This is a genomic window from Micromonospora sp. NPDC049900, assembly GCF_044461025.1.
Taxonomy (GTDB): Bacteria; Actinomycetota; Actinomycetes; order Mycobacteriales; family Micromonosporaceae; genus Micromonospora.
Map to the genome: position 1 here is coordinate 88,811 of NZ_JBITKM010000017.1, position 21,294 is coordinate 110,104.

A 21,294-nucleotide genomic window follows, 5' to 3' on the forward strand; every position below is an offset into this window, starting at 1 on the left:
GTCCTTGTGGGTGTCATGTTGTCTCAGCAACTTCCTGACCATCGACGGGCCGCACCCGTCCCAAGTCACCCTCCAAGCAGGCCCGCTGCACCCTATACACCCAGGTCTGAATTACTGTCAGGTGACTACGAGCCCGCCGAGCAGGGGCGAGCCCGACTCGGTGCATCAGGGTGACAATCGTGACGCCTTGAGGGCAAGCTCGATGGCGATCGTATCCGCGTCATCCAACCTGCTTCGGACAGCCGATGCCTAACATGAAGACTAATCACGACGTCGCGGGTGCCGCAGCAGGCGCGGCGTCGACTGGTGCGCCTGCCGGTCAACCGGGTCGGTTGCTGCCATCCACCATGCTGATGGCACCCTGAGCCAACGGAGGATTCCTCTCTTGTGGTCTAACGCTACGATCTTGCTCGATCTCGCTGGTGAAATGTCGACGAAGGGTGAGGAACTTGATCGAGTCCAGTAATGCCTCACGGGACGATGAACAAATCGTTGAAGTGCAGCTCGACGATCACACGATATTCGTGGTAAGTAAAGAGGTTGGCCGGCGGCCTTATGTGCGCGACGAGGTCGAAATTGCGGGGCAGCGCCCCTCTCTTGACGGGGCGTTAGATGCGGTGGCGGAGCTCGCACAAAAATTCTCTAACAAACTCCAGCATGAAGCAATATCAAAAATCGCCATTGAATTTGGATGTGAGTTCGCCTTAGACTCCGGCTCGCTTGTGGCGGTAATTGGTAAGGCGAGTGCGAGATCGTCATTCAAGGTTATGCTTGAATGGTCGCGACCGGAGGTTGGTTAATCGAGGCGACTATAAGGATCTGTGCCGAAGCTTAGTAGCCCACGTGACGCCCATCCGGCGAAGTTCGTTCTACTTAAAGCGTGAGTAGGGGTGATGATCGACAAGAATGGACAACCCTGCGAAGTTGCATGTCGATGCGCCAGACAGCTTAGAGTACTTGACTAAGTTGGCGACTGTTGCGATTGATGTCCCACCTCACGGTGCGAGTAAGGCGCGCTTCGGGACAGGCTTCTTGATCGGTGCCGATACAATTGTGACTTGCGCACACGTGCTAGGAACTTCACCTGACTCCTTGCCCGCCGAAGTTACAGCGAGGCGCGCCGGAAGCCGTCGGGTCATAACCCTCGAAACCTCTCACAGTCAATACTTTCGGAACGCTGACGGCCTTGACCTGGCCTTTCTGAAGATACCCGCGAAGGAAAGTTCTCTAAACAGGCATGCCGTCTTGCTCTTAGGCGCCGCCGCCTCCTCCGACCCCATGTGGACGTACGGATACCCGGTCGGAAAGTTTCGTAATGGCCAAGCGGCTTCCTTTGACTACCAAGGAGAGTCGCTGCGAGAAGGTGCGAGTGATCTCGACCTCGGTCGACTCTACGGAGTACCGATAGGCAGCGGATATAGTGGGAGCCCGGTCCTCAACAGGCGCACCGGTGCCATATGTGGTATTGTGTGCATGTCGGACAACGCTGGTAGCGCCCACCTTATTTCGGCCGACGAAATTCTCGATCGAGCTGATGGCGCCAGATTGTTGCAAGGAACTCCGCAGTTATACCACAACTGGCTTATCAGGCTTACTGATGCGCAGATAGCTGCCGGAGGCTGGCGCTTCCCTGGGCCTCGTCTTCGTGAGTACCTGCGAGTGGCTAAGAAGGCAACCACCCTTCACCCCTATCCGGCAGTCTTTCCGGAAACTCCTCAGCCCCCACTATCTGCAGTATACGTCCAGCAACTCGTGGAGCCGAACGAGAGCCCCGAAGAAGTGGGGTCGCATCATTCGACGCAAGCCATCCGCGCGGAGGAAATATTCGATAGCGCGGCTAACGCAATTGTGTTAGGTGATGCCGGATCTGGCAAGTCTAGCCTACTTCGCACCGCAACTGGTTCACTAATAGGCAAGTTCGAGGATGGCCTTAGTTCGAAAATACCAGTGCACGTGCTGGCTGCAGATCTGACTCCTGGTAAGCCGCTGCCGGAAGCAATCGCTAAGAGCGTGAACGAGGATCTCAGCAGCGTGGGGCTCGCAGTGGGTTATTCTGCAGATTTTTTCCACAGGCCGCCTACGAACGACGCCTCCTGGCTGCTGCTGGTCGACGGGCTTGATGAGGTGATGAGTTCTTACCAGCGGGTCGCCATCATTAGGCGTCTTTACGAGTGGGTTGACGAGCCTGACAGTGGAGTTCGACAGTTTATTATTACCAGTCGGCCTGACAATCTGTTACCTCGACGGATGTTTCCTAAGCTTGCGCTATTCGAGCTTCTACTCTTCAGTGGTGAGCAACTTTTCAATTTCGCTGAAGGTTGGTTAGCGCATCTTGAAGAGCAATCGTCAGAACAGGCCGCACATCGTTTCGTAGACAAGATTAATGAAGCCGGTCTCGACGAGCTTGCCCGCAACCCACTCATGGCGGTGATGTTGTGTCAGCTTCACATTGCCTACCCTGAGCAGCTCTTCCCTACAGGGCGTAGCCAGCTCTACGACACCTTTGTGAACCTTTTGTTGGAGCGTCAGTACAGTGCCTTGCCCAGCGGAATCCGTCAGCAGATCAATTCCGTAACCGAACACTATGGAGTTGATGCAATCGCTGCAGGAGAGCAGTTGCTAGGCTCTGCGACAAAGCTTGTGGAGCGGTTGGCTTGGTTGCGCCAGTCCGGGAAATCGGATACAGCTGTTGGGGCATTGACCTTATGGACCCGTGACCTCAAGCCGGAGAATCTGCCTGACCGTGCGTGGCAGTCTCTCTTGCGGGAGTTGGTTAGACGAAGCGGGGTCTTAACCGAACGTGGCGGGGACTTTGTGTTCGCACACAAGACGATAGAAGAGTACTTGGCTGCCCGCCTCGTTGTCAAAGATCCGAGGGAAAGCGCTCGCGAGCTTCGTAGCGTCTGGAGCCGCCGCTCATGGTTTGACAACCAGGAGTGGTTAACCACACGACAGTCATTTCTAAGGTTTTTGATAGACGGCTGGGCTAGAGAAAAGGATTTGACGCCTTTACTGAAGCGGCTGACAACCAAAGGGGGGGTAGATGGATGCCGGCTGGTATGCGCACTCGGTTCCGACGGAATTGCTCTGGACAATAGGGTCGTTGCGAAGGCTACGGAAGTCCTGACTGAGATGGCAAGTGCGAGGTCTGGCAAGAACTTGCAACCAGCGATTGAGTTGCTTTGCCTTCTAGATGTCGAGCAAGCAAAGGCTGCACTCAGAGTGGCATCACTAAGGCGAAGGCTTGATCATGGCACTCGCCGGTGGGCGATTGCGCTTCTTTTTGATGTTCTTGTCCAAGAAGCAGGTGGTCCGAGGTCTGTTACATCGAGGAGGCAGGCGTATAGTAAGGGCTCGGTGCGTGCCATTGCCCGCTTACCCTTAACGTCTTGGCGAGACCTGCTCGCGATGCTTGCGGACGATCCAACGATGGATGGCGTCGATAGGCGATGGTGTGCAGAGGCGCTAGTAGAAGTCGATGATAGGCGAGGTCTGCCACTCCTGCGCAGAATTTCTAAGGACGCCACAGTTCCGGCTTTTGATCGGAGGTTGGCTTTAGAAGAAGTTCACAGGAAAGATTCTACGGCGGGATCTCTTACCATTGATCTCATTAGCGAACGCGCGGGAACCCCGTTGCCCTGTACCCGTGGGTTGAGGTTAGTATGGCGTGCTCTTCCGAAGCCTTTCAGGCGACGTGCCGTTGGTGGTGCTTCGGGGCGAAGCGACGATTTGGGCCAAGTTCTCGGGGACTATCGGCAAGCCCAATCGCTGCAGGACATAATTCTGCTCGAACGGGCGTACGACTTCTCGCAACGACTGCAAACTTCAAGAAGTAAGAGTGGTCACGACCCCCTACTTGAATTCGCTCTGAGGGTCCTCAAGGTTTTAATTGAACTAGGTATGGATGCGGCCGTTCTTGCGGCGACTCTGTTACACCTAACGAATTTCCCGAGGGCCGACCTCCGAGATATCTTCGGGTATGAGGTCGCCGACCTCGTTGATGGCGCATCCAGAATTTCGTCCATCAACCTCAATTTTGCGGCCGGCTTCGAGTTTGCTCAACTGTCGATCATATGTTCTGCTGTTGAGCCTCGCGTTTTGCTAATCAGACTAGCGACCTCGTTGCAGGCACTTCGATCCCCGGCCTTATGGTCTGCACCTGAGCGGCGCCGGATAGCAAGGGAAGCTCTCGCAGCCTACAGCCCTCTAGCGCGGCAGCTGGGAATTTATCGAATTCATAAGGAGTTGGATGACCTGGCATTCCGTGCCACATACCCGGAACGTTATGAGGAAGTCGAACGACTGCTTAGTGTACGTCGGTCGCGGTGGTCTGGGATAGTGCGCTCGGTTACACAGAGTGTCTTGACGATGCTGCGCTGGGCGCGTGTTAAGGCTGAGGTAGTCGAACAACCGCCGCACCTCCATTCGATTTATCAGAAGATGATCGTGCGTGGGCGGGATTCAAAGGGTGCCTATGGCACGGCGAGTGTTCGGATTTTGGTCGACACGGAGCGGGACTGCTACGCGGCGCTAGGCGTTATTCATGCGAATTTCCAGCCGGTGTCAGATCAGTTCAAGGACTACATCGCTATGCCCAAGCTCAACATGTACCAATCGATCCATACTACGGTGGTCGGACCAACCGGTGAGTCGGTGGAAATGCGGATCCTAACGTACGCGATGCACCACACGGCGGAGTTCGGCATCGCGGCGTACTGGGCTCACGCAGAACAGAGGAAGGGCCAACTGGGTCAGGCGGCGTATTCGGGGGAAGGCTCCTGGCTGCGCCAACTGCTGGCCTGGCAGTTGAAGGCAGCCGATCCCGGTGGATTCATAGACTCGTTGCGGTTTGACCTGTCCAACCAGAAGATGCAGGTTCTCACACCCCGGGGCAGAATCATTCCCCTGCCCGCAGGTTCGACGCCGGTGGACTTCGCGTACGCGGTGCACACCGAGGTGGGGCACAAATGCGTGGGCGCGCGGGTCAACGGCAAGTTGGTGCCGCTGGAGTCGACGCTGTCCAACGGCGACGTGATCGAGATCTTCACCTCGAAGCCGGATAAGGCCGGCCCGGTCCGGGATTGGCTCAGGTTTGTCCAGAGCCCTCGGACCCGTAAGAGGATCCGCCAGTACTTCAACAAGCAACGCCGCGAGGAGGCGATCGAGGCCGGCAAGGACGCGATCGTCAAGGCGATGCGCAAGCAGGGCTTGCCGTTGAAGCGGATGCTCACCTCGGACGCGCTGATGGCGATCACCCGGGACCTGCACCTCGCCGACGTGGCATCGCTGTACGCGGCGGTCGGCGACAGTCAGCTCTCCGCCCAGTCCGTGGTGCAGAAGCTGATGGCCTCCTACGGCGGCGAGGAGGGCGCGGCCGAGGACATCGCCGAGACCGCCGTGGCCACCCGGCCACCGCGCAGCCGGGCCTCCAGCCACGACCCGGGCGTGGTGGTACGCGGCGTCAGCGACGTGTGGATCAAGCTGGCCCGCTGCTGCACCCCGGTCCCGCCGGACTCGGTCTTCGGCTTCGTGACCCGCTCCGGCGGGGTGAGCGTGCACCGGGACGACTGCGCCAACGCCGAGGACCTGCGGGCCCAGGGCGAGCGGGTGGTCGAGGTGAGCTGGAAGCTCACCTCCGCCTCCACGTTCCTGGTCGCCATCCAGGTGGAGGCCCTCGACCGGCACAAGCTCCTCGCGGACGTCACCCGGGTGCTCTCCGAGGAGCGGGTCAACATCCTCTCCGCCACCGTCACCACCACCCGCGACCGGGTGGCGGTGAGCCGGTTCAGCTTCGAGATGGCCGACCCGAAGCACCTCGGGCACCTGCTCGCCGCGGTCCGCAAGGTCGACTGTGTCTTCGACGCGTATCGCATCACCTCTGGTGTCTGAGGCAGGCCGACTGGACGGAGATGCTACCTCCGGACTCTGTTCCCCTTCCTAATCACCAGTCCAGCTACGTAAGACCTTGCCCAGTGCGGCGGCTTTCTTCCTGCGGTTGTGGCCCTCGGGCGTCAGCATGAAGAGGCGATGCCCGTCGTTGTCCGGGACGACCTTTACCAACCCTCCGGCTTCCAGGCGACGAACGGTGCGGGTTAGCTCGCCATCGGCGATCCGCGAACCCGTCCACTCGCTGATGGCAGTTCCTAGCTCCCCGTAACGCATGGGGCGCTCGCCGAGGCAGGCTACGGCGGCGACGACATGCTGATACTGGACCAGTTCGCGAATCTCGATGAGGTCGGCAAACTCCACTGCACCATCCCTCGGCCCCCCCGTCGACCCCGAGCGGTTCCGCTTACTCCAGGTGTCGGGCATCTGACATTGCGCATGCCATGTCATCGGCGTACGGCGGTGCTGTCAAGGGTTTAGGCCATGCCTGGCGGCAAAGAAAGACCGTGCTTGCCAGGTTTTGCACCCGAATGACCTGAAAAGAAAGTTAGCCATGCATCATTCCGTCGAAGCTCGATCCGTGGTCGGCTCCGACGGCTCCATCTGCGTCCGCCCATGGTCGCCATGGCGATCAACGAACCATTCGCCAACGTCGTAGCCGGATCCCACCACTTCGTCTACCAGGTCGCAGACCTGGAAGCCCTTGGGGGTGAGGGTTAGCTGCTGTGCGTCGGCCGAGGGTGGGCCGTCCACGCACCTCACGGTCCCGTTGGCGGTCAACACCTCGACGGCGTGCCGCACGATCTCGTCATCGCTGGGAACCGTGAGGCAGTCGTCCGCCTTGGTGCTGTCTCTGACAGCTCTCAAGAGATCAACGATCAGCGGTGTCGCGAAGAACTCGACGGCGTGTCGTAGGTCACCGCGCTCCTCGGCGACGTCCATTCGATCCATCCAGAGCTAGGTATTGGTGCGGGTGCATGCCGCGCTGGCGTCAGTGTGGACCTCGATTCGTCAGGCGACAAGTGGTCACCTTGCCTCATCCTGCAAACCTGCGCTGCCCAGGGGCCTTCTCCCGAGCCGGTGCTGTGCAGTAGGCCCGTCTCCGCTCTCCAGGGTGCGTACTCCGGTGAGCGTTCTTCGGTGTGCGAACACGGAGGTTGTCCTTGGAGGTGCGTACATAACGGTGCGTAGCGGTGCGGCTCCAGGATGAGGTAGGACCTAACGGGTGCCCACGCCGTCGGGGGGAGGTGACGTGGTGGCCAGCAGCCTGTTCCGGCCGGTTCCTTTGCTGTCGTTCGGCGACCACACCGGGACAACGTCCCGTTCATCGCGCCGCGAGCCGTGCCCGCATCGGGGATACCGATGCGCGGTCGCTGATCGGGGCATCGGCAGTGCCGCAACTCCGGTGAGATCCTGCCGTAGGGCGGGACAGCTGCGGCCCGGTCGTCCTGCCCTAACGCCGCCAACTGGCGGCTACACGAGGCAGGAGGCACTCAGGTGATCGCACGACGACGGCACCGATTCACCATCGCGGCAGCGGTGACGGCTGCTCTGTTGGCCGGCTGTAGCGCAGACCCCGGCACCGACCCCGGTACGACGCCATCGCCGACTTCGGCGCCGTCGACGACTGCGCCTCAGGCTGACACGGCTGAGCAGGAGGCGCGTACCAGCGCGTTGGCGGCTTACGACAACTACCGCAAGGCATATGTCACCGCCGCCGCTGCCGAAGACCTCGATGGCGACGAGTTGGCCAAGTACACGGCCGACCCGTTGCTGCGACAACTCAGGTACGAGCTGATCCAGAAGCATGACCAGGGGCTGACCACCAAGGGTCAACCGGTTTGGAACGCACAGGTCACCGAGGTCAACGTCGACAGCCGCCCCTTCACCGCCACAATCGAGGACTGCTTTGACGGCACCAACTGGCAGACCGTCTACAAGTCGAACGGCAAGCCTGCCGGCGTCCCGGGACAGGCGAAGCGGTACATCGTCACCGCCGAAGCCGCTCTGTACGACGACGGTCGTTGGCTCATCCGGGAATCCAGCGCCCAGCGGGAGCGACCATGTTGAGACGCATCGCAGTCGGTCTGATCGGCCTGGTGATGCTGGCAGGCGGCCTGGCCCTCGGCGGCTCGCCAGCCTACGCCGACTACGTCTATTGCCCGCCCGACGGTGGGGACTGCTACATCGTGGTGGAGACGCCGGGCGGGCCAGGGAGCCCTGGCGACCCCGGCGGCGGCAGCGGTGGCGGAGGCTCCTCAAAGACCTGCGAGGGAGAGCCGTGGCCCGGCTGCTACAAGCCCGGCCTCGGCTGGTACAACCCAGAGGACGAGTGCTTCTGGGAGCTGGCTGATCCGCAGCCGCCGGCAGGCGACCCCATCTGGCAGGGCCACGCACCAGGTGACGGCCGCATCTACCTCGCAGCCTGTGGCTGGCCCGGCCTCACCGGCTTCACACCGTTCTGGAGGGCCGCACCGCCACCCGGCTTCGGTGGCCTGCCCACACCGGCGGAGCTGGCTGCCCAGGCGGTGAACCAGCTTCCGATTCGGGGCCCGGACATCGGGATCGCCCCCGACGACTCGCCCGGCAGCGCGGGTCTGGTGGGCCTACCCGTCTGGTTGTGGACGCCCGCCTCTGCGGCGACGTGGGGGCCCGCCAGCGCCACCGCTTCCGTACCGGGGCTGTCGGTCACCGCGACGGCCCGCGCCGAGAAGATCACCTGGAGCCTGGGCGACGGCAACCGCGTGACCTGCGACAACCCCGGCACCGCCTACAAGGCGTCCTTTGGCCGGGCCACGTCGCCGACATGCGGATACCACCAGGGTTACCGCCAGCCGAGCAGCACCCGGCCCGGAGGCCGCTACACCATCGAAGGCACCACCACCTGGCAGGTGACGTGGGCCGGCGGCGGCCAAACCGGAGCGCTCACCGTCACACGCACATCGTCGACAACGATCGCGATCGAGGAGTTGCAGGTGGTTACACGATGACGACCGCGACGGAGCCTTCCGCCCGGGGCACGACGTCTCCGGTAGCCGCCGCGATCGCCGTACCTCGGGTGGCGCCGCAACGACGGTGGCGTCCCGCCCTGGTCTGGCTCGCCGTGGCCCTGATCGCAGCGGGGGGACTCATCGCCTGGCGAGTCCTCCTCACCATCGGCGCCACCGGTGAGTACCTGGCGGTCGTCCGGCCTGTCGCGATGGGCGAGGCAATCACCGAGGCACACCTCACCACGGTCCGGATCACCGTCGACCCGGCGCTCAAGCCGATCCCCGCCGACCAGCCCGACCAGGCCGTGGGGCGGCATGCCGCAGTCGGCCTGGTACCCGGCACGTTGCTGGCTGCCGATCAGCTCACCGAGCAGGCATACCCGGGGCCGGGACAGCAGCTCGTCGGCATCAGCCTGGCGCAGAACCGGTTACCCCACGAGCGTCTTGCCCCGGGCGCCTCGGTCCTGCTGGTGATTACAACTGACGACAACGGAACGCAGCAGCAGCCGGCCGCCGGGCCGCCAGTGAACATCCCGGCAACCGTTACCGATGTGGCCGACGGCAGCAAGGACGGGACGATGCTCGTCAACGTTGCCGTGGCCGACCGCGACGGGCCTCTCGTCGCGGCCCGTGCCGCCGCGGGTCGGATTGCCGTCGTCTTGATCCCCGGGGACTGACGGTCATGGCAGTGATTGCGATGGTTTCGTCCAAGGGGTCACCGGGGGTGAGCACGCTCGCGCTCGCCTGCACCCTCTCGTGGTCCCGTCCCACCTTGCTTGCCGAATGTGATCCGGCTGGCGGGGACATCCTCGCCGGCTACCTGTCGGGCCTGGAGATCCCACCCAGAGGGCTGCTGCCCCTGGCCGTCGCCGACCTGCGGGGGCGGGTACGCGAGGAGTTCCCGAGCCAACTGATCGACCTCGACTCGGGTGATCCCGGCCGCCGGCTCGTCCTGCCCGGCATCACCGATCCGGTCCAGGCCGGCACCCTGCGCCCGACGTGGGAGCGGCTGACGACCTTCTTCGCCGACCTCGAATATCAGGGCCGGGGTGTGGACGTCATCGCCGACTGCGGCCGGCTGACGACGTCGGCCGCGCCGTGGCCGCTGCTGCATCGCGCCGACCTGATCCTGCTCGTCCTGCGCCCGTTGACTCTACGCACGATCTCTCCGGTCCTACCGGCGATCGCGCACCTACGCCGCGAGCTGACCGAACACGGCCGCGATCCCAGCGCGATAGCTTTGGTGACGATCGGCGAGGGCGCCTACGCCAGCCGGGACCTCGAACAGCGGCTTCAACTCCCGATTCTGGCCAGCGTGCCCGACGACCCGCGTACCGCGACGGTACTCAGCGACGGCGGCCGGCTACGACGCAACCCCGAACTGCTGCGGGCCGCCGCGTCGATCGAGCCGGTCGCCAGCCGCGCCATCGCGGCGCGCCGCGCCCGGTTCTCCGCTACGGCCTCCCGGAGCGAGGTGAGTCGTGCCTGACCGACAGCACCTCAACGGCGCCGGCTGGCAGTCGCCCGCCATGACGGCGAACGGTTCGCGCCCGCCAGCACCCAGGCCGCCCACCCCGACTCTGGAGGAACCCGCTTCCTCGGCGTCGATCGACTACACGGTTGTGCGGCAACTGCGCCGCAGGATCTCGGAGCAGCTCACCGCCGTCCTGCGCGAAACGCCGAACGTGTCGCACGAGCACCGCCAGGCGGAGGGGGAGCGGATCGCGGCGCGCGTGGTCCGCGAACACGTCGACGCCCTCGGGCAAGCCGGCCAGCCGGTCTCCCTGCGGCAGGAAACCGAACTGCTCGACGCGGTCGCCGCGGACCTGTTTGGTCTGGGCCGCCTTCAGAGCCTGCTCGACCGCCGAGACATCGTGAACGTGCACATCGTCGGCTGCGACAACGTTCGGATCGAACACACCGACGGGCACATCAGCAGCGGGCCGCCGGTGGCCGACAGCGATGACGAACTGGTCAGCATGTGCCAGGTGCTCGCGATGCGCGCCGGGGCCACCGAGCGGTCGCTGTCGGCCAGCAAGCCGTGGCTCGACATGCAGCTCCCCGACGGCAGCCGGCTCACCGTCATCTACCAGGTCGCGGTCCGACCGTACGTCGTCATCCGCAAGCACACCCTGATCGACGTCACGCTGGAGGATCTCCGCGACAAGTACGGGGCGATCGACGCCCTGCTGTACGACTTCCTGGCGGCTGCCGTCGACGCCGGCCTCAACATCATGATCGCCGGCCTGGCGGACGCGGGAAAGACCACCATGCTGCGCGGGCTGTCCGCCCGGATCCCGGAGGATGAGCAGTACATCACCCTCGAAGAGAGCCGGGAGCTGGGCACCCACCGCAAACGGCGGTGGGTGATGAGCCTCGAAGCCCGCGAAGGACACGGCGCCCGCGCCGCCGATGGGCGACCTGCCGGGGAAGTCACCATCTCCGACATGATCCCGATCACGCTGCGGCTGTCGGTGCAGCGGATCATCGTCGGTGAAGTCCGGTCCCGCGAGATCGTGCCGATGCTCCAAGCCATGTCCACCAGCCGCGGATCGATGTGCACCATCCACGCCCGCAACGCGCGCTCGGTCATCGACCGCATCATCGAACTGGCGCTGCAACACGGCCCGGAGATGACCGCCGACCTCGCCCGGCGCATGGCGGCCGGCGCCATCGACCTGATCGTCTACATCACCGTCGAGGACGAGACCCGCCTCGGTGGCCGCAAGCACCGCCACGTCTCGGAGGTGGTCGAGGTCGGCGGCATGCACGACGACCTCATGGTCACGACAACGATCTTCGGACCCGGACCAGACGGGCGCGCCGTGCCCCGCCACCTTCCCGACCGGCTACGCGACCAGCTCGTCCGTGCCGGCTACGACCCACGGGTGCTCACCGGCTACATCCAGCTCGGCAACGCCAACCACGGCACCTGGACAACGCCGCTGATCAGCCTCACGAGGCGGGCATGATCCTGGACCTGACCGCCATCCTCGCCGGGCTGCTCGCCATCGGTGGTGTCGTGGTCGGCATTGTCGGCGTGGTCGGCACCACCCGCCCGCCCCGGCCACCGTCCGCGCTTGCCGCGCGTCTTCTCGACCTGTGGACCGGCGCCGGCCGGACGCGCCGTGAACAACGCTCCCACCAATACAAGATCGTGGCGGGAGTCGGCGGAGGCGCGATCGCATGGCTGCTGTCCGGATGGCCCGCGGCCGGGCTCATCGTCGGGGTAGCGCTACCCGGCATCCCGTGGCTGTTCTCAGCCGCCAGCATCGAACAGAAGGCACTCAGCCGGTTGAAGGGCGTCGAGTTCTGGACCCGCCGGCTGGCCGACATCGTCGCCCAAGGCATCGGACTCCAGCAGGCGATCGTCGCCACCGTCGCCACCGCCCCCAGCGCCATCGAGCAGGAAGTACGGGACCTCGCCGCGCGGATACAGGCCAACGTCGAGCCCGCCACCGCGCTGCAACAGTTCGCCGACGAGGTCGACGACTACACGTGCGACCAGGTCATCGCACCGCTGATGCTGCACCTCAGGGACCGAGGCCAAGGACTACACGAGGTGCTCGCCGCGATCTCCCGCTCAATCGCCGCCGAGATCGACATGCGGAGCACCATCGACGCGAAACGGGCCGGCCCACGTTTCGCCGTGCGTTTCCTGTCCGGGATGACCCTCGCACTGATCATCTACGGAGCTTTCAACCCGGACTACCTACGCCCCTACAGCACACCACTCGGTCAACTCGTCCTCCTCGGACTCGCCGGGCTGTACGTGCTCCTCATGGTCCTCGTCCGGCGGTTGAGCCTGCCGCCACCCCGACCACGCCTGCTACCGCCCACCGGCGCCCAGCAGACGGAGGCCCTGGCGTGAGCGGCACGCAGATCGCCATGCTCCTCGCGGGAGGCATGCTCGGCCTTGGCGTGTTCCTGCTGCTGATGCAGGCGATACCCGCAGCGCCCGCCCTCGGACCGGCCCTGCGCCGACTCCATCCGGTAGCCGGCGTAACCCCACCACCGCCCATGGTCGGCTGGCTCCGCCGCTACACCCAGGTCCCACACACCGACCTGCGTCTCCTGGGCCGCACCCCAGAGCAGTATTACCTGACGCTCGGCCTGTCCGCGCTGCTCGCGCTCGCCTTCCCGGCACTGCTCACCATTGCGGTCATCGTTCTGCGGATCCCCATTCCGCCCGCCATCCCCGCAGGCGGGGCCATCCTTGCCTCGCTCGGCGCCGCCTGGCTCGCCCACCGCGAGGTGTTGACCAAGGCCACCGCAGCCCGCAACGAGTTCCGCCGGGCTATGTGCACCTACCTTGATCTGGCCGCACACCAGGTCATCGCTGGTCACGGCCCGGTGGAATCCCTCGATCGTGCCGCCTCGATCTGCCAGGGCTGGGTCTTCGCCCGCACCAGAGATTCGCTGTTGAACGCACAACTGCAACTCTCACCGCCGTGGGACCAGCTCAAAGCCCTCTCCCGTGACATCGAGGTCATCGAACTCGGCGACCTCGCCGACATCATGCGGACCGCAGGCTCCGACGGCGCCGACGTGTACGACACGTTGCGGGCACGAGCGGACTCCCTCCGCGACCAACTCCGGACGGAAGCGCTCGCTGAGGCGGAACTTCGCACCAGCAAGCTGGACGTTCCCGCCGCCGCCCTGATCTTCATCGTTCTCGTCCTCGTCATCTATCCATTCATGACCCAACTGTTTCAGCACTAACAGGGCAATCGAAGCGAAAGGAAACGACATGAAGCAGGGACGTCGACTGCTCGTCGTACTGGCACAGCGCTGGCAGGACATCATCGACCCGCAGCAGCGCGAACGCGGCGACAGCCCTATCTCCACCGCCATCATCACCGCGATCATCGCTGGGCTGGCTGTCACCATCGCCGGCCTCATCGTCGCCGCCGCCAATGGCTGGGTCGCCCTGATTCCCCAGGCAGGGGAGTGACCATGGTCCTGTCATCGGGAGCCCGACGGCCGCCGAGAGCGCGGTGGCCGGCCCGCTTACGGCGGAGACTCCACTCGGAGCGTGAGCGGGGCAGTTCCCCCGTCGAGTTCGTCATCGTCGCCGCCCCGATGCTGCTGCTCGGGTTTGGCGGCTTCCAGGTGGGGATCGTGTACTACGCCAACTCGATCGCCCTGGCAGCCGCCACCCAGGGCGTCAACGTCGAACGCGGCTACAACGCCCCACCCGGCAGCGGCGCCGACCACGCGAACAACTTCCTCACCAGCGCCGGAATGGGATTGTCACACTCCCAGGTCAGCGTCACCCGCACCACGACGGATGTCCGCGTCACCGTCACCGGAAACTCCATCTCCCTACTACCCGGGATGACCTTCTCGATCAGCCGCACCGCCCACGGCAGCATCGAACGCGTCACAGACCCCTCACCATGACCCCTGCCCCAGCTCCGCCCTCCGACCGCGGCTCGGCATCCGTCGAGCTGGCCGTGGTCGCCCCCGCCGTTCTCGCGCTCATCGCCGCGCTGTTCATCGGGGGCCGGGTGAACCTGGCCCGCCAGTCCATCGAAGCCGCCGCGTTCGATGCCGCGCGCACAGCATCGCTGGCCCGCGACGCCAGCACCGCCCAGTCCCAGGCGACCGCCGCCGCAACCTCGACCCTCGACGCACAAGGACTGAGCTGTAGCAGCCTCACCGTCACCATCAGCACCCAGGGCTTCAGCGTGCCGGTCGGTGAACCCGCCACCGTCACCGCGACGCTGACCTGCCACGCCACCTTCACCGACATCGCCCTGCCCGGCATGCCCGGCAGCGCACCCCTGACAGCCTCCTTCACCAGCCCGCTCGACCAATACCGGAGCCGAGGATGACCCGCGCGGCACGCACCAGGCTCCGCGACGACCACGGCCGAGTCACCGTGTACTTCGCCATCCTCGCGCCCGCGTTCCTCGCCATGCTCGGTCTCATCGTCGACGGCGGCGCCAAGGTACGAGCCCTCCAGCGAGCCGACAACATCGCGTCCGAAACCGCCCGCACCGCCGGCCAAGCCATCAACGCGGGCCAGGCCATAACCGGCGGAACCAAGGAAGTAGACCCCACGCTCGCCGCAGAAGCCGCCCAGGCGTACCTCGCCGACCTCGACGGAGTCACCGGCTCCGTGACGGTAGCGCCGGACCGCCAGAACCTCACCGCCACCGTGTCTCTGACCTGGGACCCACTCCTGCTCGACCTCTTCGGCGCCCTCGGCAGCACGACCGTGACCGGAACAGCAACCGTCACCCTCGTGTCCCAATAGCAGCAAACAAGGAGCAACCCGTGGCACCAACCGCACCGGCGAGGAACCGCCGCCTCAGCCAGATCCTCACCGGGCTCGGCGCGCTGGCCACCATGCTGCTCATCGTCGCCCTGCCCCTGCTCCTGCTATGGGCGGCCGGCAACCCGCTCCCCGACCTCGCTGCATGGGCGACGCAAACATGGAACGACCCAGGTGAGAGCCTCCACCAACTCGGGCAAGCGATCACGACCCCCGACGACGGCTCCCTGTTCATCCACGCCCTCACCCTCCTCGGTTGGATCGCCCTCGCGCTCGCAGGCTGGGGCTGGCTCAGCTTCCTGGCCGCCCTCACCGTCGAGATCCCCACCCAACTCCGCAGCCGCCGCACCGGTGGCATCCCACCTCAGCCCCGACGAATCCCCGGCATGCGCCTGCAACAGCGCGCCGCCGCGTTCCTCGTCGCCGCCGCTATCGGCGTCTTCGCCGCCCCGGCGCTGTCGTCGGCGTCCGTATCGACAACCCCGGCACCCGCCCCGGCCGCCATCACCGCCAACCACAGCGCCACCGAAGCCCACACTCCAACCAGCACCCGCGAACAACCGCAGCCCACCCACGGGTACGTCGACCACCGCGTCGGTCGAGGCGAGAGTCTGCTCGACATCGCAGACCGCTACAACGTGCCCTGGAAACGCATCGCCGAGGCGACCCACGGCATCGAACAGCCCGACGGCCGGCAACTACAACCAGGCAGCACCCGCGTGTACCCGGAGTGGACGGTGCGAGTGCCGACAGGCGGCACCGGTCAGCACACCCATAAGGCAGTGGCCCAGGGTGCGACCGAGGCAGCCACCAGCGAACTCGTCTACACGGTCGTCCGCAACGACTGGCTGTACTACGTCGCCGAACGGTTCCTCGGTGATGGCGACCGCTACCCCGAGATCGCCGAACTCAACCCCGACCTCAAAGCCAAAGACTCACGGTTCCCCGACCACATCGTCCGCGGCCAGCAGATCCGACTTCCCTCCGACGCACACGACCGCGGACTCCGCGGTCACGCCCGAGGACGTCTCGCCAGCGACACACCCACCCCACAACAGCCCGCCCCCTCAACCGACCTGGAAGCACCCGCCCCGCAGCCCAACCCCGAGCCGTCAGACACCGCATCAGAGCAACCGGATACACCAGAGCCTTCGTCACCGGCCCCAGCACCACCTGCTGAGCCGGACGCCGGCCACAGCACCACCGAGAATCCGGAAGCCGGCGCCCATGACCAGCCCTCAACAGACGAAGACGACAACAGCAACGCCATCGTCACGGTCACCGCACTGACCAGCGCCTCCCTCGTGGCCGCACTCATCCTGACCACCGTCCGTCGGCTCCGTCGCCAGCAGCGTCAACACCGCCGACCAGGGCGACGCCTACCGCACCCCCAAAACGGCGCCATCGAGAAGACCCTCCTCGTCGCCGAACAACCCGCCGACGTCGACCGACTCGACACCGCACTGCGCAGCCTCACGGAGACCCTCTCCGACCGAGACTCCGCAGATCTCCCCGACGTCACCGCCGCCTCGATCCATGACGGCACCATCAACCTGATCCTCACGCGCCCCCACCCCCATCCACCGGCGCCCTGGACGGCGGACGGCACCCACTGGACCCTGCCCGCCGACGCCACCCTCACCGCCGCCGAGGGACAACTCGCCCCGCTTCCCATACTCGTCGCCGTCGGCTCCGAACCAGGCCGCCACCTCATGCTCGACCTCGAACGTCTTGGAAGCCTCACCATCGGCGGCGACGCCGAACGCGCCCTCGCTCTTCTCCGATACATCGCCAGCGAAGCGGCCTGCAACAAGTGGAGCGACGACGTCGAAGTCATCCTGGCCGGATTCCCCCTCGACCAAGCCGAGCAACTGATCGCCCTCAACCCCGACCGCATCCGAGCCGTCAGCAACACAGCGGAAACGACCGCACGGCTACGGCGACGAGCAGCGGCAATCACCAGCGCCCTCCGCCACGCCGATGTAAGCGACACCCTGCACGGCCGCATCGCCGACGTCGGCGATGCATGGGCCCCGCAACTCCTGCTCGTCGCCGACACCGACGAGCAGACAATGGCCAGCCTCACCGACCTCGCCAACGACCTCGACAACCGCGGCCGGTGCGCGGTCGCCGTCGTCACCATCGCCAAGCCTGGCCAGAGCATCAGGCCGATCAACATCACGGTCGACAGCGACGCCACACTGCACGTCGCGCTGCCCTTCCTCCAGACCACCGCCACCGCAGCTGGACTGCCCGCAGCCGAGCTGGAACCGCTCGCCGACATCATGCGCCAAGCCCGAGCCGCCATCGACGAGCCCACCCCCGTAGCAGCCGAAACCGAATGTTGGGCGACGGACACCGACGCAGCCGGCCGTCTTCTCCCACTCGCCGAGGACCTACCCGACCCGAACGATGAGACGGCGCAGCGCCCCACCTCCGCAGAACCCGAACGCCGACCGAGTTCGATCCTCCACATCCCGCATCAGCCGCTCACCGCCGGACCAGCAACCACCACCGCCACCCAACGAGCCTTCACCGCAGCCGCCCGCCAGCGCCGCAAGCAGGCCGACCCCAACCTCGACGCAGACCTTGACGCCTGGCAGCAACACGACCACACCCGACCCCGCGTCGGAATCCTCGGCCCAGTCACCGTCGACGCCCCGGGCGCCGTCCCCGACCAACGCCGCCGATTCCACGGGGAACTCATCGTCTACCTCGCCCAACGAGGAGCCCGCGGCGCCACGAGAGAACAACTCACCGAAGCCATGTGGCCAGACCAACAAGTCAAAGACACCTCCCGCCGCGTGGCCATCACCCGCGCCCGCAGATGGCTCGGCGAGACACTAGACGGCAGCCCGTGGCTACCGGAGATGGGCCCGGACCGCGTCTACCGCCTCGAAGACGGCTACCTACTCGACTGGCATCTGTTCAAGCGACTCCGCAGTCGCGGCGAAGCTCACGGCCCAGCCGGAATCCGAGACCTACGCGCAGCCCTTGAACTGGTCCGTGGCGTACCGCTCGACGGCGCCGACCGTGCCTACGCGGCAGGAGCCAGAAACCCATACACATGGCTCGCCGAATCCGACATTTACCCCGGACACATCACCTCCGCCATTGTGGACACCGCCCACCAACTCGCGACCATGTACCTGGACGCCAGCGACACAACGAACGCCCGCTGGGCCGTACAACAAGCTTGGGCAGCCGACCCCCACAGAGGCGACGACGGGCCATGGCACGACCTCATGCGCGCCGCCTACATCGAGGGACACTCCGCCGAACTCCGCAACCTACTCGGCGAACTCATGAACGCACGCGACGCCGAAGTACCCGAAGACCTAGCTCCAGACACGTACGCATGGCTGTTGCACCTGCTACCAGATGCTCTTGGTGCAAATGCCGCTGTAGGGTGAGCAGCCTCTCGCGCACTCCGCTCACCGGCCGGACGGATCGCGGCCTGTGAGGTGCATTCGACGCAGCTGGCCGAGGCCCTGGAGCTGCGGCGGGCCGGGATTTTGTTCCCGAGCGTGGATCTGGACGACTTCGAGTTCGTGTACGCCGACGCCGACGCCGACGCCGACGGCACGCGGATCGAGGACATAAGCGACGAGGAGTGGGGGCGTTCATCGAGTCCGGCGAGGAGCCGTACACCACGGTGACGAAGGGCCGGTCATGGCGGTGACCATGCTCGGCACGCAGGCGTTCATAAAGGCACGGCTGGACCTGGTCGACGACGAGGCGGCCGACGACGACGAGGGGGAGGAGTCGGCCTCGGACGAGGCGGAGGACGAGGAAGCCGCCGTCACCGCGGCCGGCGCGGGCAGCACGCCGAAGCAGGTCGCGCCGCTGTACCCGCCCCGGGCGTGGTTCGACGACCCGGGCCTGTCCGAGCTGACGCCCATCCAGGTGACCGCAGACGGGCGGGTGTTCGGGCACCTCGCGGACAACGACTGCCACCTGTCGTTCCTGACGGGCGGGCAGTGCGTGCTGCCGCCGGCCGAGGGCGGGTTCGACTGGTTCCACCGGCCGGAGGTCCAGACCGCCAAAGGGGGGCTGGTCGCGGTCGGGCATATCACGGCGTCGACCAGGCACGCGGACCTGGCGGCCAGCGCGGCCAGTGCGGTGGCGCACTACGACGACACCGGCACGCAGGTGGCGGTGGTCCGAGCCGGCCGCGACGCGCACGGCACGTGGGTCGCCGGTTCGCTGGTGCCGGAGGCCACGGAGGAGCAGGTGCAGCTGCTGCGCCGGTCGCCGTTGTCCGGGGACTGGCGGTGGATCGGCGGAGCCCGGCAGCTCGTGGCGGCGCTGTGCGTCAACGTCGGCGGGTTCCCTGTCGTCCGGGGACGGTCGTCGGGCGGGCGGGCCTACGCGATGATCGCCTCCGGCTGGGCTGGCTGGAAGGTGACCAGCCCGGCCGCCGGCCGGCAGGACGCGGCCGGACTGTCCCCGGCCGTTCTGGACGCAGCGGTGCGACGTGCGGTCGCCGCCGGGTTCGCCGCCGAGCGGCAGCGGGTCGCGAACGCGGCGGTCGCCGACAGGATCGCCGCGACGATCGGCCGCGACCGGCCGCGACCGGCGCACGCTCGTGGCGGCATTGGCCGCCGAGGTGCACAGCAGGTAAGGGGGAAGCTGGTGGGCTGCAACCGCGGCAGTAAGGCGCGGCGCACCGTGTGGGTGCTGTCCTACGAGGACGGCCGTGCCGGTGGCGAGTACAACTCGAAGACGGCGGCGGAGGTCGCCGACGTCCAGAAGGGCGGCGGCGGCGCGATTCGCCAGGTGCGGAAGTAGCCAGGGCTAGCATATCGTTGAATGTCTACTTCTGGGGGGCGTCGTCGCCTGCGGCTGGCCGTTACCCTCTGTGAATTCGAGGGGATGCGGCGGCGCCCTCTCCGGGTGGGGGTTCAGGTTGAAGGTGGACGGGCCTTGCGGCGCAAGGCAAGATCGACGTGATGTGAATCACCTCTGGCTCCCCGTTCGGTCGCGGCGACAAATGGCTCGAAAGCCGCATAGCGTCCTGGTTAAGAAGGTGCGATGCCGGAATGTCTCCGACCCAGAAGGCTAGGAGGGCGGCGCGCTGGAACCTCAAGCGACTGTGCCTGCCGATGCCGTCGTCGACGAACGCGGCTCTGCTGATCTTGCGCGACGCCTGCACGTAGGCTGCCCTGCCGGGCGCCGTGTTCTTGGCGCGAACACTGTCGACGCTCAGCCAGGTGCCCCTCCTGCGGACAGTCGGACTTGCTGGCAAGACGCGCCTGGTCGCGTATGTCTCGGTCATGCGCCGCTTCGTAGCCGAGCTCCGTCCACACTGGTCAGCTTGACGCCAGCGTTGCATCCGGCTTCTGCGGTCGACATCCCTGAAGGCGTCTCAACTGTTTGTTGGCCAGCGAAAAGGCGCAACCGGCGGCACGCAAGGGTTATTGCCCGTAGCGGTGATGCTTGTTGGTGGGGACGTTCGATTTCTCGGGGTGGAAGCCAGGCACAGAAGCAAGTGTTCAGCAGGACGGGGTGCCCTGAGTCAGTCGGTGTGGACACGTCTGGCGTAGCCGGACCTCCGGAGCGGCCGTGGTCCTGCGGTATGGGTGGCGGGTGGTAGAGGGTGGTCGTTCGCCGGGATGGCTGCCGGGCTCTCGTCACCGTCATCGTCACCCTGACCGGTCGTCACCGTCACCCTGACGGTCACCCTGACCGGTCGTCACGGTCACCCTGACCCGTCGCCGTATTGACGGGCAAGCGGTGACGAAGTCGCCGGAGACCGAAGCGGAGGACGGATCGGAACCTCGCGGAGGCCGAGACCGGAGCGGAGACAGCACGGCGGACACAACCGGGGCGGGGCGGAGACAACCGGGGCGGGGCGGGGCGGAGACAGCGGGGGCGGGGCGGGGCGGAGACAGCAGGGCGGAGACAGCGGGCGGAGACAACCGGGGCGGGGCACCGATGGTGATTGCATCCCGCCGAACGGATGCCAGCGCGGTGTAGGGAGCATGCGGCGACGGGTGTAGTGGCGTGCCGGCTCACCGACTCAGGACCGACTCGCGCGCCGGATCCGCGCTGCCCGCGCGCCGGCTCACCGACTCAGGACCGACCGACTCGCGTGTTGGATCCGCGCTGCCCGCGCCGGATCCGCGCTGCCCGCGC

At 65.7% G+C, this 21,294-nt stretch carries 19 protein-coding genes and 1 pseudogene; 17 read left to right on the forward strand and 3 right to left on the reverse strand.

Translation table 11 applies throughout. The features are described from left to right. Positions 1-449 precede the first annotated feature (449 nt). Both ACIBMZ_RS26660 and ACIBMZ_RS26665 read left to right on the forward strand, forming a co-directional pair. Positions 450-800 carry a CU044_2847 family protein gene (locus ACIBMZ_RS26660; RefSeq protein ID WP_396698356.1) on the forward strand — a complete coding sequence of 117 codons (351 nt, stop codon included), beginning with the start codon at positions 450-452 and terminating at the stop codon, positions 798-800. A gap of 106 nt (positions 801-906) precedes the next feature. After that, positions 907-1,482, forward strand: a pseudogene (locus ACIBMZ_RS26665) (serine protease); the annotation flags it as partial. An 864-nt stretch (positions 1,483-2,346) separates the two neighbouring features. Here ACIBMZ_RS26665 and ACIBMZ_RS26670 read toward each other — a convergent pair. After that, positions 2,347-2,583 (reverse strand): hypothetical protein, encoded by a 237-nt coding sequence (locus ACIBMZ_RS26670; protein WP_396698411.1) that lies wholly within the window; start codon positions 2,581-2,583, stop codon positions 2,347-2,349. A gap of 909 nt (positions 2,584-3,492) precedes the next feature. Between ACIBMZ_RS26670 and ACIBMZ_RS26675 the strand changes: the two genes are divergently transcribed. Further along, complete coding sequence (locus tag ACIBMZ_RS26675; RefSeq protein WP_396698397.1) at positions 3,493-5,889, forward strand: RelA/SpoT family protein; 2,397 nt, start codon at positions 3,493-3,495, stop codon at positions 5,887-5,889. Positions 5,890-5,937: 48 nt separating this feature from the next. On the opposite strand, the gene ACIBMZ_RS26680 is transcribed toward ACIBMZ_RS26675, so the two are convergent. Together ACIBMZ_RS26680 and ACIBMZ_RS26685 are read right to left on the reverse strand one after the other, a co-directional pair. Further along, entirely contained in the window at positions 5,938-6,249 is a 312-nt protein-coding gene (locus ACIBMZ_RS26680) for a hypothetical protein (protein WP_396698358.1), read from the reverse strand. A 195-nt stretch (positions 6,250-6,444) separates the two neighbouring features. Next, positions 6,445-6,828 (reverse strand): hypothetical protein, encoded by a 384-nt coding sequence (locus ACIBMZ_RS26685; RefSeq protein ID WP_396698360.1) that lies wholly within the window; start codon positions 6,826-6,828, stop codon positions 6,445-6,447. A gap of 555 nt (positions 6,829-7,383) precedes the next feature. On the opposite strand from ACIBMZ_RS26685, the gene ACIBMZ_RS26690 reads away from it, so the two are divergent. The 14 genes from ACIBMZ_RS26690 (at position 7,384) to ACIBMZ_RS26755 (ending at position 19,947) form a co-directional block, all read left to right on the forward strand. Beyond that, on the forward strand, positions 7,384-7,956 hold the full coding sequence (locus ACIBMZ_RS26690; RefSeq protein WP_396698362.1) for a hypothetical protein: 573 nt from the start codon (positions 7,384-7,386) through the stop codon (positions 7,954-7,956). After that, positions 7,950-8,876 (forward strand): hypothetical protein, encoded by a 927-nt coding sequence (locus ACIBMZ_RS26695; protein ID WP_396698364.1) that lies wholly within the window; start codon positions 7,950-7,952, stop codon positions 8,874-8,876. The genes ACIBMZ_RS26690 and ACIBMZ_RS26695 overlap by 7 nt, the downstream gene beginning before the upstream one ends. Before the next feature lie 113 nt (positions 8,877-8,989). Continuing rightward, positions 8,990-9,553: an SAF domain-containing protein gene (locus ACIBMZ_RS26700; RefSeq protein ID WP_396698366.1), complete on the forward strand. Its 564-nt coding sequence runs from the start codon at positions 8,990-8,992 to the stop codon at positions 9,551-9,553. Between the two features lie 95 nt (positions 9,554-9,648). After that, the gene (locus tag ACIBMZ_RS26705) at positions 9,649-10,365 is read left to right on the forward strand and encodes a ParA family protein (protein ID WP_396698368.1); all 717 of its coding nucleotides are present in this window, start codon (positions 9,649-9,651) and stop codon (positions 10,363-10,365) included. Positions 10,366-10,405: 40 nt separating this feature from the next. After that, a complete protein-coding gene (locus ACIBMZ_RS26710; RefSeq protein WP_396698399.1) occupies positions 10,406-11,848 on the forward strand; it encodes a CpaF family protein in 1,443 nt (480 codons plus the stop codon). Next, positions 11,845-12,747, forward strand: a complete 903-nt coding sequence (locus tag ACIBMZ_RS26715) for a type II secretion system F family protein (protein WP_396698370.1) — start codon at positions 11,845-11,847, stop codon at positions 12,745-12,747. The genes ACIBMZ_RS26710 and ACIBMZ_RS26715 overlap by 4 nt, the downstream gene beginning before the upstream one ends. A 17-nt stretch (positions 12,748-12,764) precedes the next feature. Then, a complete protein-coding gene (locus ACIBMZ_RS26720; protein ID WP_396698401.1) occupies positions 12,765-13,598 on the forward strand; it encodes a type II secretion system F family protein in 834 nt (277 codons plus the stop codon). Between the two features lie 28 nt (positions 13,599-13,626). Continuing rightward, positions 13,627-13,830 carry a hypothetical protein gene (locus tag ACIBMZ_RS26725; RefSeq protein ID WP_396698372.1) on the forward strand — a complete coding sequence of 68 codons (204 nt, stop codon included), beginning with the start codon at positions 13,627-13,629 and terminating at the stop codon, positions 13,828-13,830. 2 nt (positions 13,831-13,832) lie between these two features. Continuing rightward, positions 13,833-14,279, forward strand: a complete 447-nt coding sequence (locus tag ACIBMZ_RS26730; RefSeq protein ID WP_396698374.1) for a TadE family protein — start codon at positions 13,833-13,835, stop codon at positions 14,277-14,279. Then, positions 14,276-14,713 (forward strand): TadE family protein, encoded by a 438-nt coding sequence (locus tag ACIBMZ_RS26735; protein WP_396698376.1) that lies wholly within the window; start codon positions 14,276-14,278, stop codon positions 14,711-14,713. Before ACIBMZ_RS26730 ends, ACIBMZ_RS26735 begins: the two co-directional genes overlap by 4 nt. Positions 14,714-14,760: 47 nt before the next feature. Next, positions 14,761-15,138, forward strand: coding sequence for a TadE family protein (locus tag ACIBMZ_RS26740; protein ID WP_396698378.1), 378 nt, complete (start codon positions 14,761-14,763; stop codon positions 15,136-15,138). 20 nt (positions 15,139-15,158) lie between these two features. Continuing rightward, positions 15,159-18,569, forward strand: coding sequence for a LysM peptidoglycan-binding domain-containing protein (locus ACIBMZ_RS26745; RefSeq protein WP_396698380.1), 3,411 nt, complete (start codon positions 15,159-15,161; stop codon positions 18,567-18,569). A 51-nt stretch (positions 18,570-18,620) separates the two neighbouring features. After that, entirely contained in the window at positions 18,621-18,815 is a 195-nt protein-coding gene (locus ACIBMZ_RS26750; RefSeq protein WP_396698381.1) for a hypothetical protein, read from the forward strand. A 13-nt stretch (positions 18,816-18,828) separates the two neighbouring features. After that, entirely contained in the window at positions 18,829-19,947 is a 1,119-nt protein-coding gene (locus tag ACIBMZ_RS26755; RefSeq protein WP_396698383.1) for a hypothetical protein, read from the forward strand. The last annotated feature ends 1,347 nt before the right edge of the window (positions 19,948-21,294 follow it).

Coding starts and splice junctions, on each gene's coding strand:
- ACIBMZ_RS26685 (WP_396698360.1), bottom strand. CDS start 6,828: ATGGACGTCGCCGAGGAGCGCGGTGACCTACGACACGCCGTCGAGTTC.
- ACIBMZ_RS26695 (WP_396698364.1), top strand. CDS start 7,950: ATGTTGAGACGCATCGCAGTCGGTCTGATCGGCCTGGTGATGCTGGCA.
- ACIBMZ_RS26710 (WP_396698399.1), top strand. CDS start 10,406: ATGACGGCGAACGGTTCGCGCCCGCCAGCACCCAGGCCGCCCACCCCG.
- ACIBMZ_RS26715 (WP_396698370.1), top strand. CDS start 11,845: ATGATCCTGGACCTGACCGCCATCCTCGCCGGGCTGCTCGCCATCGGT.
- ACIBMZ_RS26720 (WP_396698401.1), top strand. CDS start 12,765: ATGCTCCTCGCGGGAGGCATGCTCGGCCTTGGCGTGTTCCTGCTGCTG.
- ACIBMZ_RS26725 (WP_396698372.1), top strand. CDS start 13,627: ATGAAGCAGGGACGTCGACTGCTCGTCGTACTGGCACAGCGCTGGCAG.
- ACIBMZ_RS26730 (WP_396698374.1), top strand. CDS start 13,833: ATGGTCCTGTCATCGGGAGCCCGACGGCCGCCGAGAGCGCGGTGGCCG.
- ACIBMZ_RS26735 (WP_396698376.1), top strand. CDS start 14,276: ATGACCCCTGCCCCAGCTCCGCCCTCCGACCGCGGCTCGGCATCCGTC.
- ACIBMZ_RS26755 (WP_396698383.1), top strand. CDS start 18,829: ATGGCGGTGACCATGCTCGGCACGCAGGCGTTCATAAAGGCACGGCTG.